This is a genomic window from Vibrio sonorensis (assembly GCF_001854765.1).
Classification (GTDB): domain Bacteria; phylum Pseudomonadota; class Gammaproteobacteria; order Enterobacterales; family Vibrionaceae; genus Vibrio; species Vibrio sonorensis.
Genome location: NZ_LJJE01000008.1, coordinates 1 through 26,149, shown reverse-complemented (window position 1 = coordinate 26,149; position 26,149 = coordinate 1). Strand labels below are relative to the sequence as shown.

At 45.5% G+C, this 26,149-nt stretch carries 18 protein-coding genes and 2 pseudogenes; 10 read left to right on the top strand and 10 right to left on the bottom strand.

Annotated elements, in window-relative coordinates; all coding sequences use genetic code 11:
* The first annotated feature begins 24 nt into the window (after positions 1-24).
* Positions 25-1,773, top strand: a complete 1,749-nt coding sequence (ggt, locus tag BLO31_RS02115) for a gamma-glutamyltransferase (RefSeq protein WP_070962670.1) — start codon at positions 25-27, stop codon at positions 1,771-1,773.
* A 755-nt stretch (positions 1,774-2,528) separates the two neighbouring features.
* Here ggt and uvrD read toward each other — a convergent pair.
* Positions 2,529-4,702 (bottom strand): annotated as a pseudogene (gene uvrD, locus BLO31_RS02110) (DNA helicase II).
* Positions 4,703-4,956: 254 nt separating this feature from the next.
* On the opposite strand from uvrD, the gene BLO31_RS02105 reads away from it, so the two are divergent.
* The 4 genes from BLO31_RS02105 (at position 4,957) to BLO31_RS02090 (ending at position 7,374) form a co-directional block, all read left to right on the top strand.
* Positions 4,957-5,217: a BufA1 family periplasmic bufferin-type metallophore gene (locus BLO31_RS02105; RefSeq protein WP_070962669.1), complete on the top strand. Its 261-nt coding sequence runs from the start codon at positions 4,957-4,959 to the stop codon at positions 5,215-5,217.
* A 76-nt stretch (positions 5,218-5,293) separates the two neighbouring features.
* Entirely contained in the window at positions 5,294-6,151 is an 858-nt protein-coding gene (gene bufB / locus BLO31_RS02100) for an MNIO family bufferin maturase (RefSeq protein WP_070962668.1), read from the top strand.
* Positions 6,148-6,918 carry an HvfC/BufC N-terminal domain-containing protein gene (locus tag BLO31_RS02095; RefSeq protein ID WP_070962667.1) on the top strand — a complete coding sequence of 257 codons (771 nt, stop codon included), beginning with the start codon at positions 6,148-6,150 and terminating at the stop codon, positions 6,916-6,918. Before bufB ends, BLO31_RS02095 begins: the two co-directional genes overlap by 4 nt.
* A gap of 3 nt (positions 6,919-6,921) precedes the next feature.
* A complete protein-coding gene (locus tag BLO31_RS02090; protein ID WP_070962666.1) occupies positions 6,922-7,374 on the top strand; it encodes a DoxX family protein in 453 nt (150 codons plus the stop codon).
* Positions 7,375-7,420: 46 nt separating this feature from the next.
* Here the strand turns inward: BLO31_RS02090 and prlC are convergent, their stop codons facing one another.
* The gene (prlC, locus tag BLO31_RS02085) at positions 7,421-9,463 is read right to left on the bottom strand and encodes an oligopeptidase A (protein WP_070962665.1); all 2,043 of its coding nucleotides are present in this window, start codon (positions 9,461-9,463) and stop codon (positions 7,421-7,423) included.
* 172 nt (positions 9,464-9,635) lie between these two features.
* Between prlC and BLO31_RS02080 the strand changes: the two genes are divergently transcribed.
* Positions 9,636-10,475 (top strand): 23S rRNA (adenine(2030)-N(6))-methyltransferase RlmJ, encoded by an 840-nt coding sequence (locus BLO31_RS02080; RefSeq protein WP_070962664.1) that lies wholly within the window; start codon positions 9,636-9,638, stop codon positions 10,473-10,475.
* Positions 10,476-10,586: 111 nt separating this feature from the next.
* The gene (gene gorA / locus BLO31_RS02075; protein WP_070962663.1) at positions 10,587-11,942 is read left to right on the top strand and encodes a glutathione-disulfide reductase; all 1,356 of its coding nucleotides are present in this window, start codon (positions 10,587-10,589) and stop codon (positions 11,940-11,942) included.
* Between the two features lie 59 nt (positions 11,943-12,001).
* Here the strand turns inward: gorA and BLO31_RS02070 are convergent, their stop codons facing one another.
* On the bottom strand, positions 12,002-12,265 hold the full coding sequence (locus BLO31_RS02070; RefSeq protein ID WP_070962662.1) for a hypothetical protein: 264 nt from the start codon (positions 12,263-12,265) through the stop codon (positions 12,002-12,004).
* 31 nt (positions 12,266-12,296) lie between these two features.
* Here BLO31_RS02070 and BLO31_RS02065 point away from each other — a divergent pair, with 31 nt between their 5' ends.
* Entirely contained in the window at positions 12,297-13,313 is a 1,017-nt protein-coding gene (locus BLO31_RS02065) for an MFS transporter (RefSeq protein WP_070962661.1), read from the top strand.
* 58 nt (positions 13,314-13,371) lie between these two features.
* On the opposite strand, the pseudogene lldD reads toward BLO31_RS02065, so the two are convergent.
* Together lldD and BLO31_RS02055 are read right to left on the bottom strand one after the other, a co-directional pair.
* Positions 13,372-14,513, bottom strand: a pseudogene (gene lldD / locus BLO31_RS02060) (FMN-dependent L-lactate dehydrogenase LldD).
* Positions 14,514-14,660: 147 nt separating this feature from the next.
* Complete coding sequence (locus BLO31_RS02055; protein ID WP_070962660.1) at positions 14,661-16,352, bottom strand: L-lactate permease; 1,692 nt, start codon at positions 16,350-16,352, stop codon at positions 14,661-14,663.
* A gap of 306 nt (positions 16,353-16,658) precedes the next feature.
* On the opposite strand from BLO31_RS02055, the gene BLO31_RS24800 reads away from it, so the two are divergent.
* Positions 16,659-16,781, top strand: a complete 123-nt coding sequence (locus BLO31_RS24800; protein ID WP_281182202.1) for a hypothetical protein — start codon at positions 16,659-16,661, stop codon at positions 16,779-16,781.
* 207 nt (positions 16,782-16,988) lie between these two features.
* Positions 16,989-18,674 (top strand): hypothetical protein, encoded by a 1,686-nt coding sequence (locus tag BLO31_RS02050; protein ID WP_070962659.1) that lies wholly within the window; start codon positions 16,989-16,991, stop codon positions 18,672-18,674.
* Positions 18,675-18,724: 50 nt separating this feature from the next.
* Here the strand turns inward: BLO31_RS02050 and BLO31_RS02045 are convergent, their stop codons facing one another.
* From BLO31_RS02045 to BLO31_RS02025, 5 genes are all read right to left on the bottom strand, one after another.
* Entirely contained in the window at positions 18,725-19,660 is a 936-nt protein-coding gene (locus tag BLO31_RS02045; RefSeq protein WP_070962658.1) for an SPOR domain-containing protein, read from the bottom strand.
* A gap of 150 nt (positions 19,661-19,810) precedes the next feature.
* Positions 19,811-20,749 (bottom strand): ABC transporter permease, encoded by a 939-nt coding sequence (locus BLO31_RS02040; protein ID WP_070962657.1) that lies wholly within the window; start codon positions 20,747-20,749, stop codon positions 19,811-19,813.
* Positions 20,750-20,751: 2 nt separating this feature from the next.
* The gene (locus BLO31_RS02035; RefSeq protein ID WP_070962656.1) at positions 20,752-21,729 is read right to left on the bottom strand and encodes an ABC transporter permease; all 978 of its coding nucleotides are present in this window, start codon (positions 21,727-21,729) and stop codon (positions 20,752-20,754) included.
* A 158-nt stretch (positions 21,730-21,887) separates the two neighbouring features.
* Positions 21,888-23,507 (bottom strand): ABC transporter substrate-binding protein, encoded by a 1,620-nt coding sequence (locus BLO31_RS02030; protein WP_425425257.1) that lies wholly within the window; start codon positions 23,505-23,507, stop codon positions 21,888-21,890.
* 93 nt (positions 23,508-23,600) lie between these two features.
* Positions 23,601-25,316 (bottom strand): dipeptide ABC transporter ATP-binding protein, encoded by a 1,716-nt coding sequence (locus tag BLO31_RS02025; RefSeq protein ID WP_070962655.1) that lies wholly within the window; start codon positions 25,314-25,316, stop codon positions 23,601-23,603.
* Positions 25,317-26,149: the final 833 nt, after the last annotated feature.

The following is a 26,149-nucleotide window of genomic DNA, read 5'->3' as shown; positions in this document are numbered from 1 at the left end:
GTAAAAACGATAAGGAAATTGACGATGAAGTGGAATGTGAAAGGGCTTCTCACTGCCCTCATTTTCGTATCAACAAATACGTTAGCTAATCAAGCCGCCGACTCAGTTGTACCCGAACAGAGTAGCGGCTTGAACACCAAACAACTGGTGACCTCCAAAGAGTGGATGGTGACTGCTGCGAACCCATTGGCCACTCAGGCTGGTGCAGATATTCTTGCCCGTGGTGGTAACGCTATTGATGCCATGGTAACAGTCCAGTTAATGCTTGGACTCGTTGAGCCTCAGTCATCCGGTATTGGTGGCGGCGCCTTTCTCGTTTATTGGGATGCTGATAAACGGGATCTCACCACTTTCGATGGTCGAGAAACAGCCCCTCTAGCGGCAACCCCTCGCCTTTTTCAAGATGAAAATGGACAACCACTTAAATTCTATGACGCAGTAGTAGGGGGGCGTTCTGTTGGAACTCCCGGCACAATAAAACTATTGTGGGATACCCATAAAAAATATGGCAAATTGCCTTGGAAGCAACTCTTTAGCCCAGTCATTAAAATTGCGGAGCAAGGGTTTAAAATCAGTCCTCGCCTTGCCACTTTAATTACAAACGATGCAGAACGCCTGAGTCGATTCCCCACCACTCGCTCTTACTTCTTTACTCAAGACGGCACCCCAAAATCAGAGGGCGTGTTACTAAAAAACCCCGAATATGCCAACACGCTTAAAGCCATCGCCCAACAGGGAGACAAAGGCTTTTATCAGGGAGACATAGCACGTGACATTATTGATACAGTGACCAATGCCGAAGGTAATGCAGGTGTCCTCTCCCAACGCGACTTTGACCTTTACCAAACTGTACAGCGCTCACCTATATGTATGCCTTATCAGCAATACGAAGTTTGCGGAATGGGACCTCCAAGTTCCGGCGCTTTGACCGTCAACCAAATACTGGCTATTACTGAACAGTTTGACCTTAAAACTTTGGGGGAAAACAACGCGAAATCGTGGCAAGTGATCGCCGATGCTTCTAGGTTGGCCTTCGCAGATCGCGGCCTTTATATGGCAGATGAAGACTTCGTACCCATGCCAACAAAAGGCTTGATCGATAAAGACTATTTAAAGCAACGAGCCAAACTGATTACGCTTGGACAATCAATCAATAGCGTATCAGCTGGCGAGCCTCCTTGGCATTATTCTCACCAGCAAGCGCAGGATGAATCAATTGAGCTGCCCTCCACCAGCCATTTTAATATTGTCGACCGTGCGGGTAATGTTGTCTCTATGACCACTACCATAGAGAACGCCTTTGGCTCTCGTTTAATGGTTCGAGGGTTCTTACTCAACAATGAGCTAACCGACTTTTCATTCCGCACTCACAAAGATGGTCGCCCTATTGCCAACAGACTAGAACCCGGAAAAAGACCTCGCTCTTCCATGGCCCCCACCATAGTGATGCAAAGTGGGAAGCCATACTTAGCCATTGGCTCTCCTGGAGGAAGCCGAATAATAGGTTATGTCGCGCGGGCACTTATTGCTCATACGCAGTGGGGCATGGATATCCAACAGGCAATCAACCAAGCGCATGTTCTCAGCCGCTTTGGTACTGTCGATGTCGAGCAGGGAACGCAGGCTGAGCAGTTCGCTCCACAGCTTGAAGAGATGGGATTTAAGGTCAATGTGCGCGACTTAAACTCTGGATTACAAGCGATAAGGATCACGGAACAGGGGCTAGAAGGTGCTGCTGATCCTAGAAGAGAGGGCTTAGCCATTGGTCAATAGCAAGGCGATTAACAGCATTTATCTTTAATAAAAACAATCTGTTAATGGTAAATCAACAAGGAGTAGACACCTGAAACAACAGATAATCAGGTATTTCTGATCGATTTGTGCGAGATCTCTTACAAGAGAGTGAGCTAATATAGATTCGTACTAACGATATATGCATAACGAGAAATATAAGCTATTGAAAAATAAGGGTTGGTTCGTTTTTTATGCACTTTTCTTGCTAGGAAATCGATTTCATTGCATTGCGGTAAGATCCAGAATCCGTAATATAACCCTTGTCGGAAGGATTCTGACACGGAACAGGAAATTACCACGGACTAGGTAATCTTCAGGAAGAAGATTCGGTTATTCAGGATGAATAGTCGGCACGGAAAGCAAACAGGACATTGAACGGACGCAATAGTAACCAGGATGGTTGCTACTAAGGATGGGAAATGGACTCCTCTGGACGAGGCAAGGACTGGACATCAGGATGATGTCATGGACACCGCTCAGGGAACAAGTGATGAGAGCTAACGTGGATTGTTAGCAGACCAGGATAAGGTCAAGGACACCGCTAGGATGGCGATGAAAGGACTACGCTGAAGGAACACAGCGCACTTATCAAGGATTCGATGCATGGAGCACTTTTAGTAGCCGGATTGCTGCGAGTAAGACTATAACCGACGGGCTTTGCCCTCGGGGTTTTTCTTTATCTAAAACCATAAAAAACCGGACAAGGCCCGGCTCTTTACCACTTATATCTTATCTTATAGCTGTTCCAACTTAGCGTAAGCTGTGACCAACCATTTTATTCCTTCGCCATTAAACGCGACCTGAACACGACTTTGCGGACCACTTCCTTCAAAGTTGATGATTGTCCCTTCACCAAACTTAGGATGCTTAACACGAGAGCCAAGGCTAAACCCTATCTCATTAAAGTTCTCTTTCACCACTTGTTGGCTGAACCTTCCACTACTTGCGGGGCGGCTTACTTGCGCTTTCATTCGCACTTCATCAAGACAGGACTCTGGCAGCTCGCGAATAAAGCGCGATGGCTTGTGATATTTGTCCTGACCATACAAGCGGCGCATCTCGCATAGGTGATATAGAGCTTTTTCATCGCACGTGTCATTCCGACATAGCAGAGACGACGCTCTTCTTCTAGACGACCCGCTTCTTCCGCAGACATCTGACTTGGGAACATGCCTTCTTCTACTCCCACCATAAACACTAATGGGAACTCCAAGCCTTTGGCACTGTGCAACGTCATTAATTGTACGGCATCGTCAAACTCATCTGCTTGACCTTCACCCGCTTCCAAAGCGGCATGGGTTAAGAATGCGGTCAGTAAAGTCATCTCCTCAGCTTCTTCGGGCTTTTCAAACTGACGAGTTGCCGTAACCAATTCTTCTAAGTTTTCTATTCGCGCTTTAGATTTCTCACCTTTCTCTTGCTCATACATAGCAAAAAGACCTGAGTACTTAATCACATGGTCAGTCTGTTGATGCAAAGCCATCTCATGGGTGTCATCTTCTAGCGCTGTAATCAGTTCCACAAAGCGACCAAGCGCCCCCGCTGCGCGGCCTGCCAGAACCTTCTCTTCCAACAGCGCGACACTCGCCGCCCACATAGTACAACCTCGGTCACGAGCGGCAAAGCGAATGGTTTCCAAGGTTTTGTCACCAAGACCTCGAGTCGGAGTGTTCACCACGCGCTCAAATGCCGCATCATCATTTCGGTTAGCCATTAGTCGCAGATAACTCAACGCATCTTTGATTTCCTGACGTTCGAAGAATCGCATCCCACCGTATATTCGATATGGAAGACCAGCCTGTATTAACGCTTCTTCTAATACACGGGATTGCGCGTTGTTTCGATAGAGCATAGCCGCATCCGTAAGCGCACCGCCCTCTTCTTGCCACGCTTTGATCTTGCTTACAGCAAATCTCGCTTCATCTAATTCGTTATATGCGGAATAGACTGAGATAAGCTCACCCTCTACACCGTCGGTCCACAGCTCTTTGCCCATTCGTTCGGTATTGTTTGCAATAAGGGTATTTGACGCCTGAAGAATGGTTTTGGTCGAGCGATAGTTTTGCTCCAAGCGAATGGTATTCACGCTTGGAAACTCTTGAGTGAATTTCTCAATGTTTTCAACTTTTGCCCCACGCCAGCCGTAGATTGACTGGTCGTCATCTCCAACAATCATAACGTGACAATCAGGACCGGCCATCATACGTAGCCAAGCATATTGAATATTGTTGGTGTCTTGAAACTCATCGACCAAAATGTGTTTAAATCTGGCTTGGTAGTGCTCTCGAATATGTTTTTTCTCACGCAGTAGTTCGTGAGCTCGCAACAAGATTTCCGCAAAATCAACCAAGCCCGCTCGGTCGCACGCTTCTTGGTAAGCAGAATACAGCTGGATATAGGTTTTTGTTACTGGATCGTGATAGGCATCGATATGACTTGGGCGCAAACCTTCGTCTTTTTTACCGTTAATCCACCAAGCGACTTGGCGTGGCGGCCATTGTTTTTCATCGAGATTTTGCGCTTTGATCAAGCGGCGTAACAGTCGTTGCTGATCATCCGAATCAATAATCTGAAAATCTTCTGGAAGGCGCGCATCCAGGTAGTGAGCGCGTAAAATCCGATGACAAATCCCGTGGAAAGTTCCGTTCCACATCCCCGATGCACTGCCCATCATCAGCTCTTCGATTCGGCCGCGCATCTCGGCTGCCGCTTTATTTGTGAAGGTGACTGACATCACTGAAAAAGGAGAGGCTTGCTCGACAGACATGAGCCAAGCAATGCGGTGTACCAAAACACGGGTTTTGCCGCTCCCCGCTCCTGCTAGCACCAATAAGTTTTCCAGTGGCGCTGCTACGGCTTCACGCTGTTTGTCATTGAGCCCGTCTAAGAGCAGAGAAGGATCGATCATCTTAATTCTACTGTTTATTTATACATAGATTAAGATTATACCCCAAACCTGAATGGGATTTCAGAGCAAAACGGTGAAAAAATCGCAATTTTTTTTCGTATATAAATCAGTCAAATAGATAAATATATTTTACATTTTTACAACATTTTCGAAATTGCATGAAAGTTTTTCGACTGAGTTTCTATCCTTTTAACTAAGCAAGTTGATGAATTAGCTTGCGAATTTAACTAAAGGAAAAGTCTAAGGAAGAAACTATGAAAAAGTCTAATCTTGCTGTCACTACCGCTATAACTGGTCTAATTGCTCTTGGTGGAACCATGCTTGCTGCAGCTCCTGCTGTCGCTGCGGAAAAAGAAAAATGCTATGGCGTAGCAAAAGCTGGTCAAAACGACTGCGCAACAAAAACTAGCTCTTGTGCGGGTACCGCAAAAGAAGATAACCAATCAGATGCTTTCGTAGTGGTTCCGAAAGGGCTTTGCGGCAAGCTATCAGGTGGCAGCACTCAGTCATCTTAAGCCAAAGCGGTTTAGGGGCTTACAGACGCTCAACCTGTTCGCCCCTCCTATTTCGCCCATTTTAAGGGAGAAGTCTGTGACTACACATCTCTATCATCAACAAGCTGGCATTGGCCTTCGAACACCACACCTCGATTATTTTGACCAATACCGTCCTAAGCTGGGATGGCTTGAGATCCACAGTGAAAACTATTTCCAACCGTACTCCCACGCGAGGAAAATTGTCTCAAGCTTAAGGGAGGACTATCCCATTAGTTGCCATGGTATAGGGTTGTCCCTTGGCAGCATCGAGCCCGTTAATCAGGCCCACATTAAACAACTTAAAACCTTGGTCGATGACATTGAGCCTTTTTTAATTTCTGACCACCTAAGTTGGAGTGAAAACGGCGGCTACTATTTTAATGACCTTTTACCCTTGCCCTATACCGAAGAAGCATTGGCAGTATTTTGTCGCAACGTGATGCAAGTGCAAGACGCCCTAAAGCGACCTTTGCTGATTGAAAACCCTTCTAGCTACGTCAAGTTCGAACATTCGACCATCAGCGAGTGGGATTTTCTTGTCGAAGTTCAAAAGCGTACCCAGTGCCGACTACTACTCGATTTAAACAACATTTACGTCTCTTCGTTTAATCACGGTTTTAGCTGCGATGAATACCTAGCGGCCATTCCAGCTGACAAGGTAGATGAGATTCACTTGGCAGGCTTCACGGTCAAGCAGCTAGACAAAGGTGAAATTTGGATAGATACGCACAGTCGTCCAGTAAGCGACGAGGTTTGGGCACTCTATTCAAACTGGCTTGCACAAGGCGGCCCAAAACACACCTTAATTGAATGGGATTTAGATATACCAGAGCCAAACGTTCTGTTAGAGGAAGCGGGAAAAGCCGCTCAACTGCTTATCAATCACCAGACAGAGCAAAAGGTCGCATCATGAGTTTGACCCTGAGACAGTTGCAAAACCAGTTTCGATCTGCACTTCACTACCAAGCCAGTGGCGAGACGTGCATGATCAGTAGTGATCAGTTTACTGCTGACCAACGAATCCAAATCTATCGCAATAACTTTGTGATGAGTTTAAGTGAGGTTCTTGAGGCGACATACCCAATGCTTCATGAGCTGTTAGGAGAAGAGTGTTTTTCACAAGTCACCAGACAATTTGTCCTGCAGCATCCCCTAACCAAAGGGGACGTCAGCCAGTACGGGGACGGGATGGCTCAATTTTTAGAAGCTTTCCCTATGATTTTGGACGCAGCGCCATACTCCCCCGAAGTCGCTCGGTTCGAGTGGAACTTAGACCTCGCACAGCAACAACACAATAAAGTCGCACCGTTAGATGCCGTAGAACCAATTGCACAGCTAAGTACAGTGCCACCTTCTCATCACGGTGAACTCTATTTTCACCTTCATCCAAGTGTCACCTGCTTCTCTTCTCACTACGCCGTTTTCAGCTTGCGAAAAGCCATCAGTGAACAAAACTTTGATGGCTTCGATATCAATAGCCGTGAGCAAGGCGTGATCGCTTGTGATAAGCAAGGAAGACCTTGGAGCCAATACTTATCGTCTCCGGTATATCAATTGATAGCCGCTATTCAATCTGGTCAGCAACTTGGTGATATCCAAGAAGAACTATTAGTTCACCTCAATCACGTCCTTGCTTTGGGTGTGATCGCCGGATTTACACTTTCTAAAGGGGAGGTATAACCCATGTCTAATGCCGTCAAAAATGGGCTGGCCCACTATGACCAACTCATTGCCAAGTTACAATGTGGGTTCGTTCCCCTACTTCTGCTATTTTGCCGACTATGGGTAGCTTGGGTGTTCTTTAACTCAGGCCTTACCAAGATAGCATCGTGGGACAGTACTCTATTCCTGTTTGAACTTGAGTATCAAGTTCCCATTCTACCTTGGGAACTGGCTGCCTATCTAGGTACAGGAGCAGAGCTTGTATTGCCCGTCTTTGTCGCCTTGGGTCTACTTGCTCGTCCTATGTCTGCAATATTGTTTGTATTCAACATCATTGCGGTAATTTCTTACCCAGTCCTTTGGGAGCAAGGTTTCTACGACCACCAGTTATGGGGCCTAATGATACTGAACGTCGTGGTTTGGGGACCGGGTGCTATCTCGGCAGATCACTGGCTGAGAAAACGGTTTTCTTGAGTCCTAAAAAAGCCCTCACGAGAGGGCTTTTTGTTAAGTGTTCTGGTTAAGCAGTAATGCCGGAGTGTCTCAGCAATGCATCGATTTCCGGTGCACGGCCACGGAAGCGCTTAAACAGCTCCATCGGCTCTTCACTTCCACCCATTTCTAGAATGTTGTTTAGGAAGCTCTTACCCGTATCCGTGTTAAAGATGCCTTCTTCTTCAAAACGCGAGAATGCATCAGAAGAGAGGACTTCTGCCCATAGGTAGCTGTAATACCCCGCGCAGTAACCACCAGCGAAGATATGACTAAAGCTATGTGAGAATCGAGTCCACTCTAGCCCCGGTAGCACAGCCACTTTTGCTTTTACCTCAGCCAATGTTTCTAACACGCGAGGCCCTGTTTCTGGGTCGTATTCGGTGTGAAGAGTAAAGTCGAACAACCCAAACTCCAACTGACGCAAAATAAACATAGCCGATTGGAAGTTCTTAGCGGCGAGCATCTTCTCTAACATGCTCTTTGGTAGTGCTTCACCCGTTTCGTAGTGACCAGAAATAAAGGCCAAGGCTTGTTCTTCCCAACACCAGTTCTCTAGGAACTGACTTGGCAGCTCTACCGCATCCCAAGGCACACCGTTAATTCCAGATACTGAACCTGTTTCAACTTGCGTCAACATGTGGTGAATACCATGCCCAAATTCGTGAAATAGCGTGACCACTTCGTCGTGAGTAAACAGTGCCGGTTTATCGCCAACGGGTTTATTAAAGTTACAGGTTAGATAAGCCACTGGCGTTTGCAGCTCGCCAGACACATTAATTCGGCGTACTCGACACTCATCCATCCACGCACCGCCGCGTTTGTGTTCACGAGCATATAGGTCTAGATAAAAACTGCCGCGGAGGGTCTTCTCACTATCAAAAATATCAAAGAAGCGCACTGATTCATGCCAAGTGTTGACGCCCTCGCGTTCTTTCACTGTCATACCAAATACGCGATTTAGCACTTCAAACAGGCCACTGACGGCTTTCTCTTCGGGGAAATATGGACGCAACTCTTCGTCTGAGATCTCAAACAAGTGCTGCTTCTGCTTTTCGCTGTAGTAAGGAATGTCCCAAAGGTTTAGCTCTTCTACACCAAACTCAGCTTTTGCAAACTGACGTAGGTCTTCCACTTCGCACTTACCCTGACTTCTCACTTTTTCTGCGAGATCATTGAGGAAACCAAGTACCTGAGAAGGGTTTTCAGCCATCTTGGTGGCAAGTGATTTTTCACTGAACGAGTTAAAACCAAGCATACGAGCGATTTCATAACGAAGTTTGAGTTGCTCGTTAATGATCTCGGTATTGTCCCACTTACCCGCATTCGGGCCGCGGTCAGATGCGCGAGTCACATAGGCTTCATACAGCTCTTTGCGCAGTTCTTGATTGTCGCAATAGGTCATCACTGGTAGATAAGAAGGGATATCTAGTGTCAACAAATAGCCTTCAAGTTCTTTCGCTTCTGCCGCCGCTTTTGCTGCAGCCAACGCAGATTCAGGCATTCCCGCCAACTCTTTTTCGTCAGCAATGTGTTTGCTCCAACCCATAGTGGCGTCTAACACATTGTTTGAGAACTTAGAGCTTAGCTCTGACATGCGTTTACTGATTTCGCCATAGCGATGCTGTTCGTCGGCTGGCAATGCGATACCAGACAATTCAAAATCGCGTAGAGAGTCCGTGATTGTTTTCTTTTGTGCCTGAGTAAGCGCTTTGTACTCCGAGCTTTCTTTGATTCCTTTGTAGGCTTCAAACAAGCCCTTGTGTTGCCCAACCCAAGTACCGTACTCCGAAAGCGTTGGTAAGCAGCTCTCATACGCTTCGCGCAGTTCATCGCTATTGACGACCGAATTCATATGACTAACCGGCGACCATAGACGACTTAACCGATCATCCACTTCTTCAATTGGCGCAATCACCGATTCCCAAGTTGGACTCACGTTTTCTTTTAATACCTGTTCGATTTTTTCGCGGCATGCGGAGATGGCCTGCTCGACAGCGGGCTTAACATGTTCTGGTTTAATCTCAGAAAACGGTGGTAAATCAGTAAAAGTAAGAAGTGGATTGGACATATAACATTCCTTTTGTTTGATAAAGCAAACTGACGTTCAGTCGTCTTTGTTCTTATGCACTTGAGTATTATAAATATAGGTAGGTTCAGCAATTTTCAATAGTGGCGTATAATCAGGCTTATTACCGTCTGTAAATTACTATGGTCAGCGAGACCGTTTCGAGAGTGACATTTTGTTAAGTTATCGCCACAGCTTTCACGCTGGCAATCATGCCGACGTCGTGAAACACATCGTTCAAAGCCTTATCCTTGATTCTTTGAAGCAGAAGGACAAGCCGTTTGTCTACCACGATACACACTCTGGTGTGGGTCGCTACGATCTGACTCACGAGTGGTCTGAAAAAACGGGCGAATACAAACATGGCATAGCGCGAATTTGGGAGCAAGTAGACGTCCCTCAAGAGATACAAAGTTACCTCGAAGCAGTAAAAGTGCTAAACAATGGTGACAAACTTCGCTATTACCCCGGTTCTCCGCGCGTCGCTCGCGCACAGATCCGTCCCCAAGATCGCATGGTGTTGACCGAACTGCATCCAAGTGACTACCCTTTGCTGGAACAGGAATTTCACCGCGATCGACAGGTGAATATTTATAGAGAAGATGGATTTAAACGCCTAAAAGCGAGCCTTCCACCACAAGAGCGACGAGGCTTAGTGCTTATCGATCCCCCTTACGAACTCGCTCGTGAATACCGAGATGTGGTTCAAGCGATTTGGCAAAGCCACAAACGCTGGGCAACCGGTATTTATGCCATTTGGTATCCCGTGGTCAACCGATGTGATATCGAGGATATGATCGAAGGTCTGCAAGGCTTGGGGATTCGCAAAATATTACAAATTGAACTTGGCGTGGCGCCCGATACCAATGAACATGGTATGACCGCTTCTGGCATGATAGTCATTAACCCACCTTGGAAACTGGAAAGCCAAATGCAAGCTGTTTTACCTTTTCTCAAGGAAGCGATTGCGCCAGCAACAGGTCACTTTAAAGTGGAGTGGATTGTTCCCGAATAATTGAATAATGCGGATTGAGATTGCTCAGTTCGTCACCATATATCCTATAAGTAATAAATAATTAGGGAGTGGAAAACTGTTCCTCCCCTTAACCAATAATTGGAGAAAGTAATGGCAACTCATTTTGATTATATCTGTATCGGTGGTGGTAGCGGTGGTATCGCTTCTGCAAACCGCGCTGCCATGTACGGTGCCAAAGTTGCGCTGATCGAGGCTCAAGATCTTGGCGGTACTTGTGTGAATGTTGGTTGTGTACCTAAGAAAGTTATGTGGCACGGCGCTCAAATTGCGGAAGCCATGAATCTTTACGCTCCAGACTACGGTTTTGACGTATCCGTAAATGGGTTTGACTGGTCTAAATTAGTAGAAAGTCGCCAAGCTTACATCGGTCGTATTCATCAGTCTTACGATCGCGTGCTAGGTAACAACAAAGTCAATGTAATTAAAGGCTTTGCTAAGTTTGTTGATGAAAACACCGTGGAAGTTAACGGTGAACACTACACGGCAGACCACATCCTTATCGCCGTTGGTGGACGCCCTACTATCCCTAATATCCCCGGCGCTGAATACGGTATTGATTCCAATGGTTTCTTCGACTTAGAAGAGCAACCAAAACGCGTAGCTGTGGTTGGCGCAGGCTATATTGCCGTAGAGATCGCCGGTGTTCTTAGCGCACTTGGTACAGACACGCACCTATTCTGCCGCAAAGAATCACCACTGCGCAGCTTTGACCCAATGATTATTGAAACTTTGGTTGAAGTGATGGAAGCCGAAGGTCCAACTCTGCACACTCACTCTGTTCCAAAAGAAGTGATTAAAGAAGCTGATGGCAGTCTTACGCTTCACCTAGAAAATGGTGAGAGTCAAAACGTGGACTCCCTCATCTGGGCAATCGGTCGTCATCCAGCTACCGATGCAATTAACCTCAATGTCACTGGTGTGGAAACCAACGACCGTGGCTACATTAAGGTCGATGAGTACCAGCAAACCAATGTAAAGGGCATCTACTGTGTGGGTGACATTATGGAAGGTGGTATCGAGTTAACCCCTGTTGCTGTAAAAGCTGGTCGTCAGTTGTCTGAGCGTCTGTTTAACAACAAACCAGAAGCGAAGATGGATTACGAGCTTGTACCAACCGTAGTATTTAGTCATCCTCCAATTGGCACTATCGGCCTAACTCAACCCGAAGCGGAAGAGAAATACGGCAAAGAGAATGTCAAAGTATACACCTCCGGCTTTACGGCGATGTACACCGCCGTTACTCAGCACCGTCAGCCTTGTAAGATGAAGCTAGTATGTGCTGGCGACGATGAAAAAGTTGTCGGTTTACACGGCATTGGATTCACTGTTGACGAGATGATTCAGGGCTTCGGGGTTGCGATGAAAATGGGCGCAACAAAGGCAGACTTCGACTCAGTTGTTGCCATCCACCCAACAGGCTCAGAAGAGTTTGTTACTATGCGCTAAGCCACGTCGTATATGTGAACTTTTAGAAAGCCAAGCAATTGCTTGGCTTTCTTTTTTGCTTAGAGCTTTAAGCCATTTAATATCAGATCTATCTCTTTTTTCGCCTCATCTAGAGTTGATTCACGATCACTGCTTCTCGCAATCCAAAGTGCCATATCCATCAGGCCACCGTTGATAAACTGCGCCTGTAGATGGCGATTAACAGGTCGAATTACTCTCTCGTCTTCAAGCTTTCCTAAAAGTGTAGAGATTGATTCAATACACGCCATGCGCATTGAATAAAGCACATCCGCATCGAGGACCGATGGCGCATCGCGCAGCATTGCTGCTTCTTTTCTTGTAAGTACCGCGATCTTGGCTCCTCAGGTATCGCGTGCTGTCGATAAAATGGGACAGAGCCGTGTTTTACCATGGGCCACACTGTTTAGTACCACCTCAATCCTACTCTTGTTGGCGAGCACTTACTTAGACCTTCCTTACTGGACACTATATCTATTCGCTTTTGGTGGTGGGTGCATGCCAAACATGTCCGCCTTAGTTCGTTCTCGATGGACCTCAATCTATCGAGGTAGCCCAAAACTCCATACCGCCTATTCGTTTGAATCCGTTGTCGACGAAATCTGTTTTATTATCGGCCCCCCGATTTCAGTAGGGCTTAGCGTTGCCTTACTCCCTCAAGCTGGACTCTTATTGGCAATTGTCTTTCTGGTTCTCGGTGTTTCACTGTTTATTTTGCAGAAAGAGACCGAACCTAAAGTCAGTATTGAAAACGTCACATCCTCTGGTTCCGCACTGCAATCTTTCCCTGTACGAGTTCTTGTCTTTAGCCTAATTGCTCTAGGTACCATAGTAGGAGCCGTAGATATCATTAGCGTCGCGTTCGCACAACAAGCTGGCACTCCGGCAGCGGCAAGTATTGTATTGTCCGTCTATGCGATCGGATCCTGCTTAGCTGGGCTAATTTTTGGTACATTAGAGCTTAGGATGACCCTGCAAAAACAGTTTGTATTGGCCTCTTTCTTTACGGCCATCACTACGATTCCATTCTTGTTTGTGGAAAGTATTTTTGCCCTATCCGTCTGTGTCTTTTTTGCCGGACTTTTCTTTGCGCCAACCATGATCCTCGCCATGGGGTTGGTTGAAAAGAACGTACCCGAATCTCAACTGACGGAAGGACTGACTTGGATGAGTACGGGATTGGGAATTGGTGCTGGCCTCGGAGCGGCTCTCGCCGGATGGTTAGTCAACGACTACGCTATCAGTATTAGCTTTTATGTCGCCTTAATCGCTGGGTTTATGGTTTGGTTGCTATCTCTATTGCTCTCTCGCGTAATCAACATGGTGGTTGACCAGAAAAAAGTAACTTGCTAACCCGCCTTAATAATAAAAGGGCGAACTATTTGCCGCCCTTTGCTCAACTGTAACTATTCTAGAGATTTGCTTTTACTAATAGATCAGAAGAGATTTCAGAAATGTTTTTTGCACCGGTGAGTGTCATAGCCACTTTCATCTCTTTCTCGTATAAATCGAGTAGATTCTCTACACCCGACTGCCCTTGAGCCGCTAACGCATAGACAAATGAACGACCTAGCATAGTGCAATCAGCACCTAGTGCCAGCATTCTCACGACATCCAAGCCAGTACGGATACCTGAATCCACCATTATTTTCAAATCCCCTTTCACCGCATCAGCGATACTTGGTAGCGCTCTTGCGCTTGAAAGTACACCATCGAGTTGCCGCCCTCCGTGGTTTGAAACGACGATACCATCAGCGCCGAACCTAACGGCATCACGTGCATCTTCTTCGTCTAGGATCCCCTTGATGACCATTGGACCATCCCAGAAATCACGAATCCACTCTAGATCTTTCCAGCTAATAGATGGATCGAAGTTCGCTCCAAGCCAGCCGATGTAGTCTTCTAGCTTAGTTGGCTCACCGCGGTAAGTGGAGATGTTACCCAAATCGTGTGGTTTACCCAACAAGCCGACATCAACGGCCCAACTAGGGTGACGCATTGCTTGAAACACGCGACGCATGGCGCATTCGGACCACTCATACCAGAGTGCATGTCCCGATAACGAGCACCTGGTACTGGCATATCAACCGTGAATACCAAAGTGGTCACGCCTGCCGCTTTTGCGCGTTCAAGTACGTTCTTCATAAACCCGCGATCTTTCAGTACATACAGCTGAAACCACATCGGTCGCTCAATCGCCGGTACCACTTCTTCAATTGGACACACCGAAACCGTCGACATAGTAAAAGGAATACCTTTATTCTCTGCTGCTTTAGCAGCTTGTACTTCACCTCGACGGGCATACATACCAGTAAGGCCAACCGGAGCAAGCGCAATAGGCATGGCTAGCTTTTCACCAAACAGCTCTGTCTCCAGACTCAAATCCGACATATTTTTAAGAACGCGCTGTCGCAGCTCAATATCAGAAAGGTCACTGGTGTTGCGCTTTAACGTATGCTCGTTATAAGAACCACCATCAATATAGTGAAATAGGAATGGCGGCAGTTTTGCTTTGGCCGCTGCGCGGTAATCAGTCGAAGCAGAGATAATCATAATTTCAGTCCTGATGGTTGTATATGCTCAATAGGAGCGTAGAAAGATCAACAAAGTAAGGAGTGGCAGGCGTCATGCGCCTGCTCTTTTATTGCCTCAGTTGAAGGGGGAACCAAACAAGCTGAGGTTTTCTTGGGCTTTTGCTTTTTAATTCATTAATGCGTCGGTCATTTGCATTCCGTAAACCACGACGAGACCTATCACACCTGTCGCGATTAAATAGTAAATTGTTGGGATGACCGTTTTGCGCAAGGTGGCACCTTCTCGACCCAATAGGCCAACTGTCGCCGATGCTGCAACTACGTTGTGAATTGCAATCATATTACCTGCTGCTGCCCCAACGGCTTGAAGTGCAACCACGACAACACTGGAAATAGACAGTGTTTGGGCGACCTCAAACTGGAACTGGCTAAACATCATGTTAGAAACGGTATTAGAACCCGCAATAAAGGCACCGAGCGCACCAATTGTGGCACTCAACGCTGGATAAGCTCCGCCAACCAGTTCAGAGGCAAAGTTGGCTGTCGTGACTGGCATACTTGCCAGATCGGCACCATTGATACCAGAGTTGATAAAGATACGAACCATTGGAATGGTAAACACAAGCACAAAACCTGCACCGATCAGCGTCTTACTCGACTCACCAAATGCCTTCGCCAGTGGTTTTGCGCTTTGCGATTGAATCAACACCGCTAACAGAGCTACAAAGACTAAGATGCCACCCGGCAAGTAAAGCGGTTGAATAGCCGTACTGATACCAGTTTCTCCAAGAATATTGCCAAAAGACAGGCTCACGCTCTTGAGCATCGCTTTAAATTCGCCACTAACGCGGCTGGCTACAAGAATGATCGCAAGTAGCACATAAGGCAGCCATGCTTTTGCTAAGCTCATTGGCTTCTTGCCTTCATCGTTGAGTTCGATCTTTAGAGAACCTAACCACTCGGCCTGCCATTTGTCTTCTTTTTCGAAATCCCAGTTTGTTTTAGGGATCAAGAAACCATTTTTCGCCGCAGTCACCACAATAGCTAGACCGACAAGTCCACCGATCAGAGATGGGAATTCGGCGCCAAGGAATACACCAGTAAGCGCGTACGGGACGGTAAATGAAATACCGGCAAACAGTGCAAAAGGCAGAATATCTAACCCTTCTGTCCAACTGCGATTTTTGCCGAAGAAACGAGTTAACATCATCGCCATAAGGACTGGCATTAAGGTACCAACACAAGCGTGGATCAGAGCAACACTCGACGTGATCTGCTGAACATAAACTTCCCAACTAGAGCCATTCGCCACAAGCGCTTCACTAATGTTGTGTGTATCAAGGCCTTTGTTTACTCCAACGATAATTGGTGTGCCCACCGCGCCGAACGATACTGGTGTAGATTGAATCATCATCCCCATCAATACCGCAGCTAGTGCAGGGAATCCAATAGCAACCATCAATGGAGCAGCAATAGCCGCCGGGGTACCAAAACCCGAAGCCCCTTCGATAAATGAACCAAAACACCAAGCGATAATAATCGCCTGAACGCGTCTATCAGGTGAGATATCGGTAAAGCCATTTCGTATGCTGGCGATCGCTCCGGTGTGCTTAAGTGTATTGAGCAAGAATATCGCACCAAACACGATCCAAAGAACCGAAACCGTGATGCCTAATCCTTGGAAAATGGAGGCTATCACTCGGTTTGCTGACATATCCCAAAATAGCAGGGCGATGATGACGGTAAGGCCAAATGCCACTGGCATGGCTTTTTTCGCTGGCCAGTTTAGGCCAACCAGTAGAATCGCTGCCACCACTATGGGCGAGAAGGCGATTAAGGCTAAAATTGTTTCACTCATGGGGTACAACCTTGTTTCGGACTTTACTTTCTAATAATTCACAGCGTTCAGTGTTTTTATTGTGCATGTGTTACTTATGTTAATTTGGCGTGAATTTACTCCTTTTATTTTTCTTGATATAGGGAATTAATGAAAATAATTAGTTCCAAAAACAACATAATAACCTCTAGATGCTTTCTTGATGACAAACAAAAACGCAACGGATGAAACGCCACCGTCAATAAAGGAAGGAATTAAATTATATAAAATACAGAAAGATAGAGAAAAACTAGTCGGCGTCGTACTTAAAAAGTCAGGAGGAGTATTATGTTGATGTTAGCAAGAATGGCTCTTTATCAAGCTGTTAACATCAGTACAGTTAAAGTGGATATTGTGAACTTGGTCAATGAGCGTTTTTCAATCTCTCGCCTACGCCAGCGAGAATACTAGGTATAAAAGCAAGCAAAGCATAGTATTGTGCAACAAATCTCGCATAAATAGTCAATATATCCATAAAATCACAAAATAATTCGTATATATCGCGCAACAGTTCATCATACTGGAATGCGACGTATTGAATAATCAGTCAGTATCACTAAAATTCCATTCACTTCATTTTTATGAATAAAATTTCTGTTGTTAAAGGAAGTGAATATTGTGAAAAAATTGAGCCTATTGGCTGCAACTATTGCAGTTGCATTATCTGGTTGTAATGGCGGTAGTGGGTCCACGCCTGCTGCACAACCATCCACCCCAGCTACACAACCATCTACCCCTGCTGGTAAACCCCAAACAAACCGGTTTATCGATGCTGCGGTTGAAGGTATCTACTACTCCACTAGCTCTGGTTTAAGTGGCACTACCAACTCTCTCGGTGAGTTTTCTGCTCATCAAGATGATACGGTGACCTTTTACTTAGGCGGAGCAAAAGGGTTAAAAATTGGCGCTGCTTCTAACCGAGATGTGCTTACCCCTTTTGAAGCTGCCGGCAAATACGCCCGTGCGCTGAACCTCGCGATTCTTCTTCAATCGCTTGATAACAAGTACGGTTCAAGCAGCGACGAAGTGCTAACCATCCCGACAAAGCTACAGTCACTTGATGACCCAGCGATTGCTGCGCTAATTAAAGATATTGACTTAAATGATCGTGCCAGCGTAAACACATTCTTAAATCACTCTCTCATTAACAGCACACCCGTCACTGAGGAAGCGGCACTTAACCATATGGTAAACGCTTTTGGTGCTATGACTCGCGGTGCGGATAGCGCTAACCCATTTGCAAAGCGCGACGGACAAAAAGTTCGCTATATTGATGTCACCCAGTACCAAACGAAGGATAACTATACCTACGTACACGCCGATAAAATGCTACCAACTGATCTATTTAATCAGACTCGTGGCATGGTGTTTTTCGACTATCAGTTAAATAGCGACGCGCTAAAGGTATTACGTGGTTCCAACGACGGCAACTTGTCTGAAACTTTGGCAGAAAGCTACCTCAACTGTATTGTTGCAGGCGGCTCACACAGTGGTGGTTGCACCGTTACACCAAACGTTCACTACACGTTGTCCTACGGCTTTAAATATATGCTTCTCAACCCAGAGACGGTTCAAACTACAGATAAAACCTTTAGTTGGGACGCTGAAGGAAAAATGCTTCCTTTCTCTGCAACGAATGTCCAACAGCTTAACCACTACACTAAAGCAAAACTGAGAAAAGATGGCGACGGTTCAAATCCTTGGGTTAAAGAGACCAAGTCTGGCTCATACGACCCGGTTACTGGTATTTACACTGAAATCGTAGAAAAAGAGCAATTAGTCGGCAATGATTGTAACGACACCAGCAATACATGCTCAGTCAACCGCACAACAGAGCGCGTTGGATTCTTCTACCCACTTGAAGAGGGTCAAAGTGACCGTTACGTCGATTTCACTGGTAACTGGCAACAGACTCAGATCTGTAACGATGGTCAAACAGCGACAATGAACTTTGCTTTTGACCAGTCGGGGCTTACAACTACAGGCCAGGAGTGTCAATCTGGTGTCGCGACCGATATTACTAAGGAAACACATAGTTACGCTGATTTAGCAAATATCGACTACTGGTGGTTTAACCAAGCTGGGCGTGAATCGAAAGCAACACTAACCGAACTTAATAGCCTAGTTCGCTTCTGTGATATGGACGGCTACCGACCAGGCAATATTTGTGGCAATCAGTTTTACGTTAAATGGGAATACCAACCTGCAGGTAAAAACTGGGATGAAGGTTTGCTGATCCGCGTTAAGATGAACCCTGACGGCTCAACTGACGGTCAACCATCAATACTGCAAAAAGTGAAATAACAAAAAAAGGCCGAGCTTTGCGCTCGGCCTTCGTATCTGCGATCTACCCCTTATTGAACACACATAATGTTCAGCAGAGACGTTCCTTTAAGTTGGTTAACCTTACCGCTGGTAAACAACCCCACTTTATTAAGCCCCCAATAGGGCAAGTGCATCGGCCATTTTTCTTTGGTCATTGCATCAGACTCTAATAGTTGTTGCCACTCTGCAGAACTCGGCAAGCGCTTTCCCATTGCCTTACAAGTAAGGTTTGCTTCATTGTAATCCATGCGATTCCATGGCAAACCATGCTCCATATAGAACTGTTCTTTGCCGTGCATAAAATAGGGTATTGAGTAGCTTACTCCAGCAATTTCAGTACTCCGACGAATACTAACATCAAAATCAGCAATCGCTCCCTTCAACGCTGTGCTATTCGTTTGTGGCGGTGTAATAACCGTCGTTTTTTGCGGTTTAGGCACAACTGGTGCTTTTGCAGATGCTACTTTTTTCGCTGCTGGTTTGGCCGGTTTAGAAACGGGTTTTGCGGCCGATTTAGGCGCGGATTTACCTTGTTTTGACTCTTTACCAACAACCTGACGAATAAAGGCTTTTTCATACCCCGCAACAGTGTTGACGCCTTTCAGATCTTTTCTTGCCATCTCAACCGAATCATAAGGTCCAATTAGACAGCGATAACCTTTCTTCTCGGGCTTCGCCCACACATCAGTTTTGATCTGTTTGTAAAGTGGCTTTGCTTTATCAAGTGGCAGGGGTTTCGAAAACATACCACATTGGATCCAAAACGTTTTTACATTTGCCGCAGGCGCTTGTTTGCCCCACAGTCCTTTACCAATTGGACATGAGGCATCAAGTATTGGTAACTCACTTGAAGATGCTTGTGTCGCATCACACAAAAAATCATCGGCTGTCGCTGGCATAGATACAGAAGCGATAGCTGATATCGCAAGCAATGCCAAAAAAGGTTTTCGTGGCCATACTGCCATAGTGACATCCATTCGTTTAATTCAAACCTTGACATGTTAGTGACGGTTTTTCGACCTTCACACCAGATCTTATTTTAATGCAAAAAAAGAGCCGTAATACGTACGGCTCTTAGTTTAAATAGAAATTGTTTTTAAAATCTTGGGGTTAGATCACCCTTTATAGATTTTTGGATTAAATACATCCCTTAGCCAGTCACCTAGTAAGTTGATAACAAGAACCAAAGTTACTAGTACAATGCCAGGGAAAGCCGTAATCCACCACGCTCCTGAGAAGATATAGTTAAATCCAATACTAATCAGAGCGCCAAGTGATGGCTGATCCACCGGTAATCCCAAGCCAAGGAACGAAAGTGCCGCTTCTGACATAATAGCATTTGCTACCTGAACTGTAGAAATAACTAGAATTGGCGACAGGCAGTTAGGGAGTATATGACGGAACATGATTCTAGGAGCCTTAAAGCCCATCACTCTCGCTGCTTCGACATACTCTTTCTTCTTCTCTGCGAGTACCGATGCGCGAATGGTACGCGCATACTGAGGCCATTCCGCGACACCAATGATCACGACCAACATGACTACCGCATACTGGCTGTAAAAATCACTACCAAAACTGGCTTTAAAGATTGCCGATACAATGATCGCCACCATCATGGTCGAGAAAGATAGCTGCACATCAGCAAAGCGCATTAAGAAGCTATCGATGCGGCCACCAAAGTAACCCGCTGATAGTCCAATCACGATACCCAGGATAAGCTGCAAGCCTACTGCTAGGAAACCGATAGTTAGTGATAAACGTGAACCGTAAAGAATCGTCGATAGAATATCGCGCCCTTGTTCATCGGTTCCCAGTGCAAAATTCTCGTTGCCCCCATCCATCCACGACGGAGGAAGCTCTGCATCCATAATATCGATGGACGATAAATCGTATGGATCACTAGGAGCGATAAGCGGCGCTGATAGTGCCAACACCAAGAACATCATAAACACGGCAAAACTGGTCATCGCCACTTTGTCGCGCAAGAAGTAGTACATAAAATCTGATTGTTTAAAGCGCTCCCAACGAGATGGAGCTGTATTTGTCTGACTCATGATTACGCTCCTTTTCCAGTTAGGTTAACCGTTGGGTTAATAATGCCATATAGCAGATCGACAATGGTGTTTGTCACCACAAAGATAAGTCCTACAAAAATGACATACGCAGTGATCAGCGGTGTATCAACACGGTTAATCGCTTCTAGGAAGAGGAAACCAGTTCCCGGCCATTGGAAAACCGTCTCGGTCAAAATGGTGTAAGCCACCATGGTACCAATTTGCACACCACCCACCGTTAGGACTGGCAACATGGTATTTTTTAGCGCGTGTTGGTAATAAATTTTGTTCAGCGCTAAGCCTTTTGCTTTACCGAATTTAATGTATTCAGAGCTGAGTACTTCTAACATCTCAGAGCGTACTAGTCGGATAAACAGTGGCAACATGATAGAAGCCAGTGCAATACAAGGTAGAACAAGGTGAGACAAACCATCTAGGGTGAAGAAGCCAGACTCCCAACCCAATAAATTAACCGTATCCCCTCGCCCGTAAGATGGCAGCCAATTTAACTCGATTGAGAAAACGTACATCAACATAATGGCCGTCAAAAAGACCGGAATCGAGATACCGATACTACTCATCGCCATCACCACTTTAGTAAAAAAGCTTTTTGGATGAATAGCGGAATACACCCCAAGTGGGATGGATAAACAAATAATGATCAACGTGGCACCAAACACCAGCTCTAATGTGGCTACCAACTTGTCGAGAATAACTTCTACTGCTGGTCGTTTGAAGAAATAAGACGTGCCTAAATCGCCTTGTAGCGCGTTGCCTACAAAGCGCGTGTATTTTGTAATGAAGGGATCATTCAGGCCCAACTCGTCACGGAGCGCTTGGCGCTCGGCTTCGGATACCGACTGACCGACAAGCTCACGTAATGGGTCACCCAGGTTATCCTGAATGGCAAACGCCACTAAACTGATCACAAACATCACTATCAGTGCCTGAAACAGGCGCTTGACCAGAAACGAAAACATTCCTTGCCCCTTAACTTTCCATAGATTTCAGTCTGCCAAACTGGCAACTTTTTATAGTTTTTCAGTCTTAAAAATGGCACCTAACCCGACTGAAACAAGGCTAAGCACCAAAAAGTCATAGCTAGCATCCCCAAAGGGATGCCAGCTAAGTAGTGTGATTATTTCACTACTAGGTCACCGAAGTACGGGAAGTTCATACCGTTTACGATTGGACCGATTTCTACGTTGCTCTTCGCTGCCCAAGAAGGATCTTGCCAGTGTAGAGGAACAAACGCTGCTTCTTCGTATAGTGTTGCTTCAACTTGCTTCAGAGAAGCACTACGTTTTGCAAGGTCAGTCTCAGAGTTAGACTCCATGATCGCCTTATCAATAGCGGCATTTGAGTAGTGACCACAGTTGTACTGACCTTTACCAGTGTCAGCATTACGCGTCATCGCTAGGAACTCAGTGAAGTTCGCTGAATCTTCAGTATCTGGGTGCCAACCGATCATTAGCATGTCTGCCGCACACTTATCGAACTCAGGCCAGTATTGCGCTTTAGGCATCGTCTTAAGATCAACTTTGATATCAATCTTAGAAAGCATTGCTGCTGCAGCTTGTGCAATCTTGTCATCGTTAACGTAACGGTTGTTTGGCGCCATCATAGAAAGTGAGAAACCATTCTCGTAGCCCGCTTCTTTCATCAGCTGTTTCGCTTTTTCAAGGTCGAAACGCGGCTTAAGGTTTTCGTTGTAACCAGCATAGCCTACTGGGCTTTGCTGAGCCGCCGCTGTAGCAGCACCTTGCATGATTTTCTCAACAATACCTTCGTTATTGATCGCGTGAACGATTGCTTGGCGAACGCGTACGTCTTTTAGCGCTGGGTTGCTGTTTTGGTTAAGCTGGAACGTGATTACACGAGTACCAGGCATAGTGAACAGATCCACTTTGTCTGCACTCTTGATACGCTTGTAGTCGTTAGGAGCAACAGGAGCAATCATGTCTACGTCGCCAGACAGTAGCGCAGCAACACGAGTTGCGTCTTCTTTGATTGGAACAAGCGTTAGCTTGTCTACGTTACCTGGAGATTGCTTATCCCAGTAATCGTCAAAGCGCTCAAACTCAACCTTGATGCCTTGCTCACGAGACTTAACAACGAATGGACCAGTACCAGATACATTCGTAGAAGCAAAAGAGTTACCGTGCTTCACTAGCTCTGCTTTGTCTTTACCATCTTCTGTTGTACCAGTGTAGAACTTGCTGTCCATTGGGAAGATGTAAGTCGCTACGTTTTCTACCAGTGGGTATGTACCATCGGTTTTAATTTCAACAGTGTAGTTGTCCACTTTAGTTAGAGAAACAAGTGGCGCGAAGATACCTTTGAAGTCTGGAGATTTTTTCAGACGGTCAAACGTCCAAACCACATCGTCAGCAGTCAACTCATTACCAGAGTGGAACTTAACGCCTTCACGTAGTTTGAAACGCATAGTTTCGTTATCAACACGTTCCCAAGATTCAGCAAGACGTGGCTCAAATTCCATCTTTTGCGTAAAGCGAACAAGTGGATCAAATACCATGTGCGAAAGCTGCATAGTACCGCCAGAAAGCTGTTCTTGCGGGTCAAGGGAAACAGGGTCTGCATCGTAAGCAACTTTAATCGCTACTTCTTGAGCAGCTTCTTGAACAACTTTTGCTGCTTCTGGTGCAACTTCTGTTTCTTTCTTTGATTGAGAAGAAAGATAAATACCACCAACAGCCACTACTGCTACCGCGACTGCAATCTTGGTTTTCATACTCATCTGCATAACTCCTTATGCGGGAATTTCATCCCTAATTGTTGTGTTTGCGTCTGTTTATATACCCGGACAACACGTCCAGAATTGGTTGGCGAATTACGCCGTTTTTAAGTCTTCTCTTAAGCCAGTAAATTCAGGCATAAGGGAAATTAACTGTTTACTGTATTCATGCTGAGGTGTGTTAAACAGTTGCTCTGTCGGTGCAACTTCTAACAAAGTACCCATTTGCATCACGCCCACTCGGTCACACATTTGACGAATAACAGGCAGGTCATGGCTGATAAACAGCATAGTGAGATTGAGCTCGTCCTGCAGGTCTTTAAGAAGATTGAGGATCTGAGCTTGAACCGATACATCCAAAGCGGATGTAGGTTCATCACAAATCAGTAAACGAGGACGAGTGGCCAACGCACGAGCGATAGAAATACGCTGACGCTGACCGCCAGAGAACTCATGTGGATACTTCACACCCGCCATCTTTCCTAAGCCGACGTGATCAAGAAGGTCATGAACAATCTGACGCGTTTCAGACTCGTTCTTAGTCAACTTATGGAAACGAATAGGCTCTGCGATGATGTCGAAAATTTTCATTCGAGGGTTCATCGAAGTGTAAGGGTTCTGGAACACCATCTGCATTTGGCGGCGCAGTGGGCGACGCTCTTTTTCAGATTTTAAAGAAGTCAGGTCGATACCTTCAAATGTCACTTTTCCAGAATTTGGTTGGTATAAACCAGCGATCACTCGGGCAATGGTTGATTTGCCCGAACCAGATTCACCTACGAGGCCAAAGGTTTCACCTTCAAAAACTTCAAAACTCACATTGTTGGATGCCTGTACATATTCGCGACGGCTCTCAAACAATGAGTCTTTGGTAACAAACTTCAAGTTGACGTTTTCTACATTCAACAATGAGCCCGTGTATTCACGGTGGTCTTGGCTTTGTCCTAACCAGTGGTTCTTAACGTCAAGAGGCTCCATTTCGTGGGCTTCTTCGATATAACTCACCAATGGGAAACGATCGAGCTTCCTATCCGAACGAGGCACCGCAGAAATCAAGCTGCGAGTATAGGCGTGGTCTGGGTCACCCAGAACTTTCGCCGTTGGTCCAAACTCAACCAAATCACCTCGATACATCACCGCCACTCGGTCAGTCACATTAGAAACGACACCCATATCGTGTGTCACTAACATGCAACCTACGTTGTTCTTTACACACAACTCGCGAATTAGATTAAGGATCTGGTCCTGAATCGATACATCCAACGCGGTAGTAGGCTCATCGGCGATGATAAGATCAGGCTCACCAGCAAGAGCAATAGCAATAACCACACGTTGACGCATGCCGCCAGAGAACTGGTGAGGATACTGTTTTAGTCGGTTTTCAGGTTGTGGAATACCCACTTGATTCATCAGAGAGAGTGCTCTCTCATAGGCTTGTTGATCTGAAACGTCCATATTGGCATGGATAGTTTCTTTAAGCTGCTGTTCAACAGTAAATAGTGGGTTAAGTGAAGTCATCGGGTCTTGGAAGATAAAGCCGATTTTTGAACCTCGTACTTTTCTCATATCTTCTGGAGAGAGACCTGATACTTTCTCACCATCTAGGAAGACATCACCACTAGCGATACGTCCTGGAGGACTGAGAAGATCGATAACAGCATTACCAACGGTGGATTTACCCGCGCCGGACTCGCCAACAACACCCACAATCTCTCCTCGCTCTATATTAAAAGAGAGCGATTTAACTGCGGCATGTACCCCGTGGCGTGATGGGTACTCGATACGAAGATTTTTAACTTCTAAAAGTGACATTACCAGACCTCTACTGCTTTGGCAGCTTTCTGCCCTGTCTGAAAATTGAATCCATTCATGCCAGTCTATTTTCCTGACAAATTGCGAAGCGCTCAATTTGGCAAATATTTCACAGAAAAGCAACAAACAGAGTATAAAAAGTCGAATTAGCGCAGATTTAAAGCAGTTTAACAAAATAAATATGCAATAAAGTTGCATTTAGTATTGATTAAAACTTTACCAACAAAAAAACGTCACTTTTCAGGGCAATACAGACAAGGGGAAAAGCCACGCCACAAGGATAAATAGACATTCATCACACAAAATATTTACCCAAAACATTAATCTTGTAATATTTAACAATAATAAAACAACAAACCAAATAAACAACACAAATGCAGACTAAATCCCCACTCAGAAACAATAAAGCAGGATATATAACCACCAACGATCGAATAGATTTTCACCTAAAAACTATTAGGGAGAGCTTTTAGAATGTGTATTAATTAATCATGTCTATCGACTAAACCCGGCGATTTAAATTCAATAGCCAAATGGAAGCTCACTCAAACCCATCTTTAATTACAATGAACCGCGAAGAAATATTATTCAAATAGTATGAATTTATTTTCTCAACAACTTAATCGATAGTTTCTTCATTATTATTTAAACTTCCATCCCCAGAGCTACCAGCATTCAATAATTTCGGCTTTTTCTCTTCAAGATTTCGAATTCTATAAAAAAACATGCCGAAATATAAACGGCATACCCTATAAGACTGGATAGATATTCATGCAATCAAACCAACTTAGCTCGTAGGCTAAGGTTTCTAATGGTGGTCGGTAAAGAGGGAA

What these genes read in the sequence shown, in the direction of transcription:
- BLO31_RS02070 (WP_070962662.1), bottom strand. Translation starts at nt 12,265, where the DNA reads ATGCTGCGCGATGCGCCATCGGTCCTCGATGCGGATGTGCTTTATTCA.
- prlC (WP_070962665.1), bottom strand. Translation starts at nt 9,463, where the DNA reads ATGTCCAATCCACTTCTTACTTTTACTGATTTACCACCGTTTTCTGAG.
- BLO31_RS24800 (WP_281182202.1), top strand. Translation starts at nt 16,659, where the DNA reads ATGTTGATGTTAGCAAGAATGGCTCTTTATCAAGCTGTTAACATCAGT.
- BLO31_RS02030 (WP_425425257.1), bottom strand. Translation starts at nt 23,507, where the DNA reads ATGAGTATGAAAACCAAGATTGCAGTCGCGGTAGCAGTAGTGGCTGTT.
- BLO31_RS02045 (WP_070962658.1), bottom strand. Translation starts at nt 19,660, where the DNA reads ATGGCAGTATGGCCACGAAAACCTTTTTTGGCATTGCTTGCGATATCA.
- BLO31_RS02055 (WP_070962660.1), bottom strand. Translation starts at nt 16,352, where the DNA reads ATGAGTGAAACAATTTTAGCCTTAATCGCCTTCTCGCCCATAGTGGTG.
- BLO31_RS02105 (WP_070962669.1), top strand. Translation starts at nt 4,957, where the DNA reads ATGAAAAAGTCTAATCTTGCTGTCACTACCGCTATAACTGGTCTAATT.
- BLO31_RS02035 (WP_070962656.1), bottom strand. Translation starts at nt 21,729, where the DNA reads ATGTTTTCGTTTCTGGTCAAGCGCCTGTTTCAGGCACTGATAGTGATG.
- ggt (WP_070962670.1), top strand. Translation starts at nt 25, where the DNA reads ATGAAGTGGAATGTGAAAGGGCTTCTCACTGCCCTCATTTTCGTATCA.
- BLO31_RS02025 (WP_070962655.1), bottom strand. Translation starts at nt 25,316, where the DNA reads ATGTCACTTTTAGAAGTTAAAAATCTTCGTATCGAGTACCCATCACGC.
- BLO31_RS02040 (WP_070962657.1), bottom strand. Translation starts at nt 20,749, where the DNA reads ATGAGTCAGACAAATACAGCTCCATCTCGTTGGGAGCGCTTTAAACAA.
- BLO31_RS02090 (WP_070962666.1), top strand. Translation starts at nt 6,922, where the DNA reads ATGTCTAATGCCGTCAAAAATGGGCTGGCCCACTATGACCAACTCATT.
- BLO31_RS02095 (WP_070962667.1), top strand. Translation starts at nt 6,148, where the DNA reads ATGAGTTTGACCCTGAGACAGTTGCAAAACCAGTTTCGATCTGCACTT.
- gorA (WP_070962663.1), top strand. Translation starts at nt 10,587, where the DNA reads ATGGCAACTCATTTTGATTATATCTGTATCGGTGGTGGTAGCGGTGGT.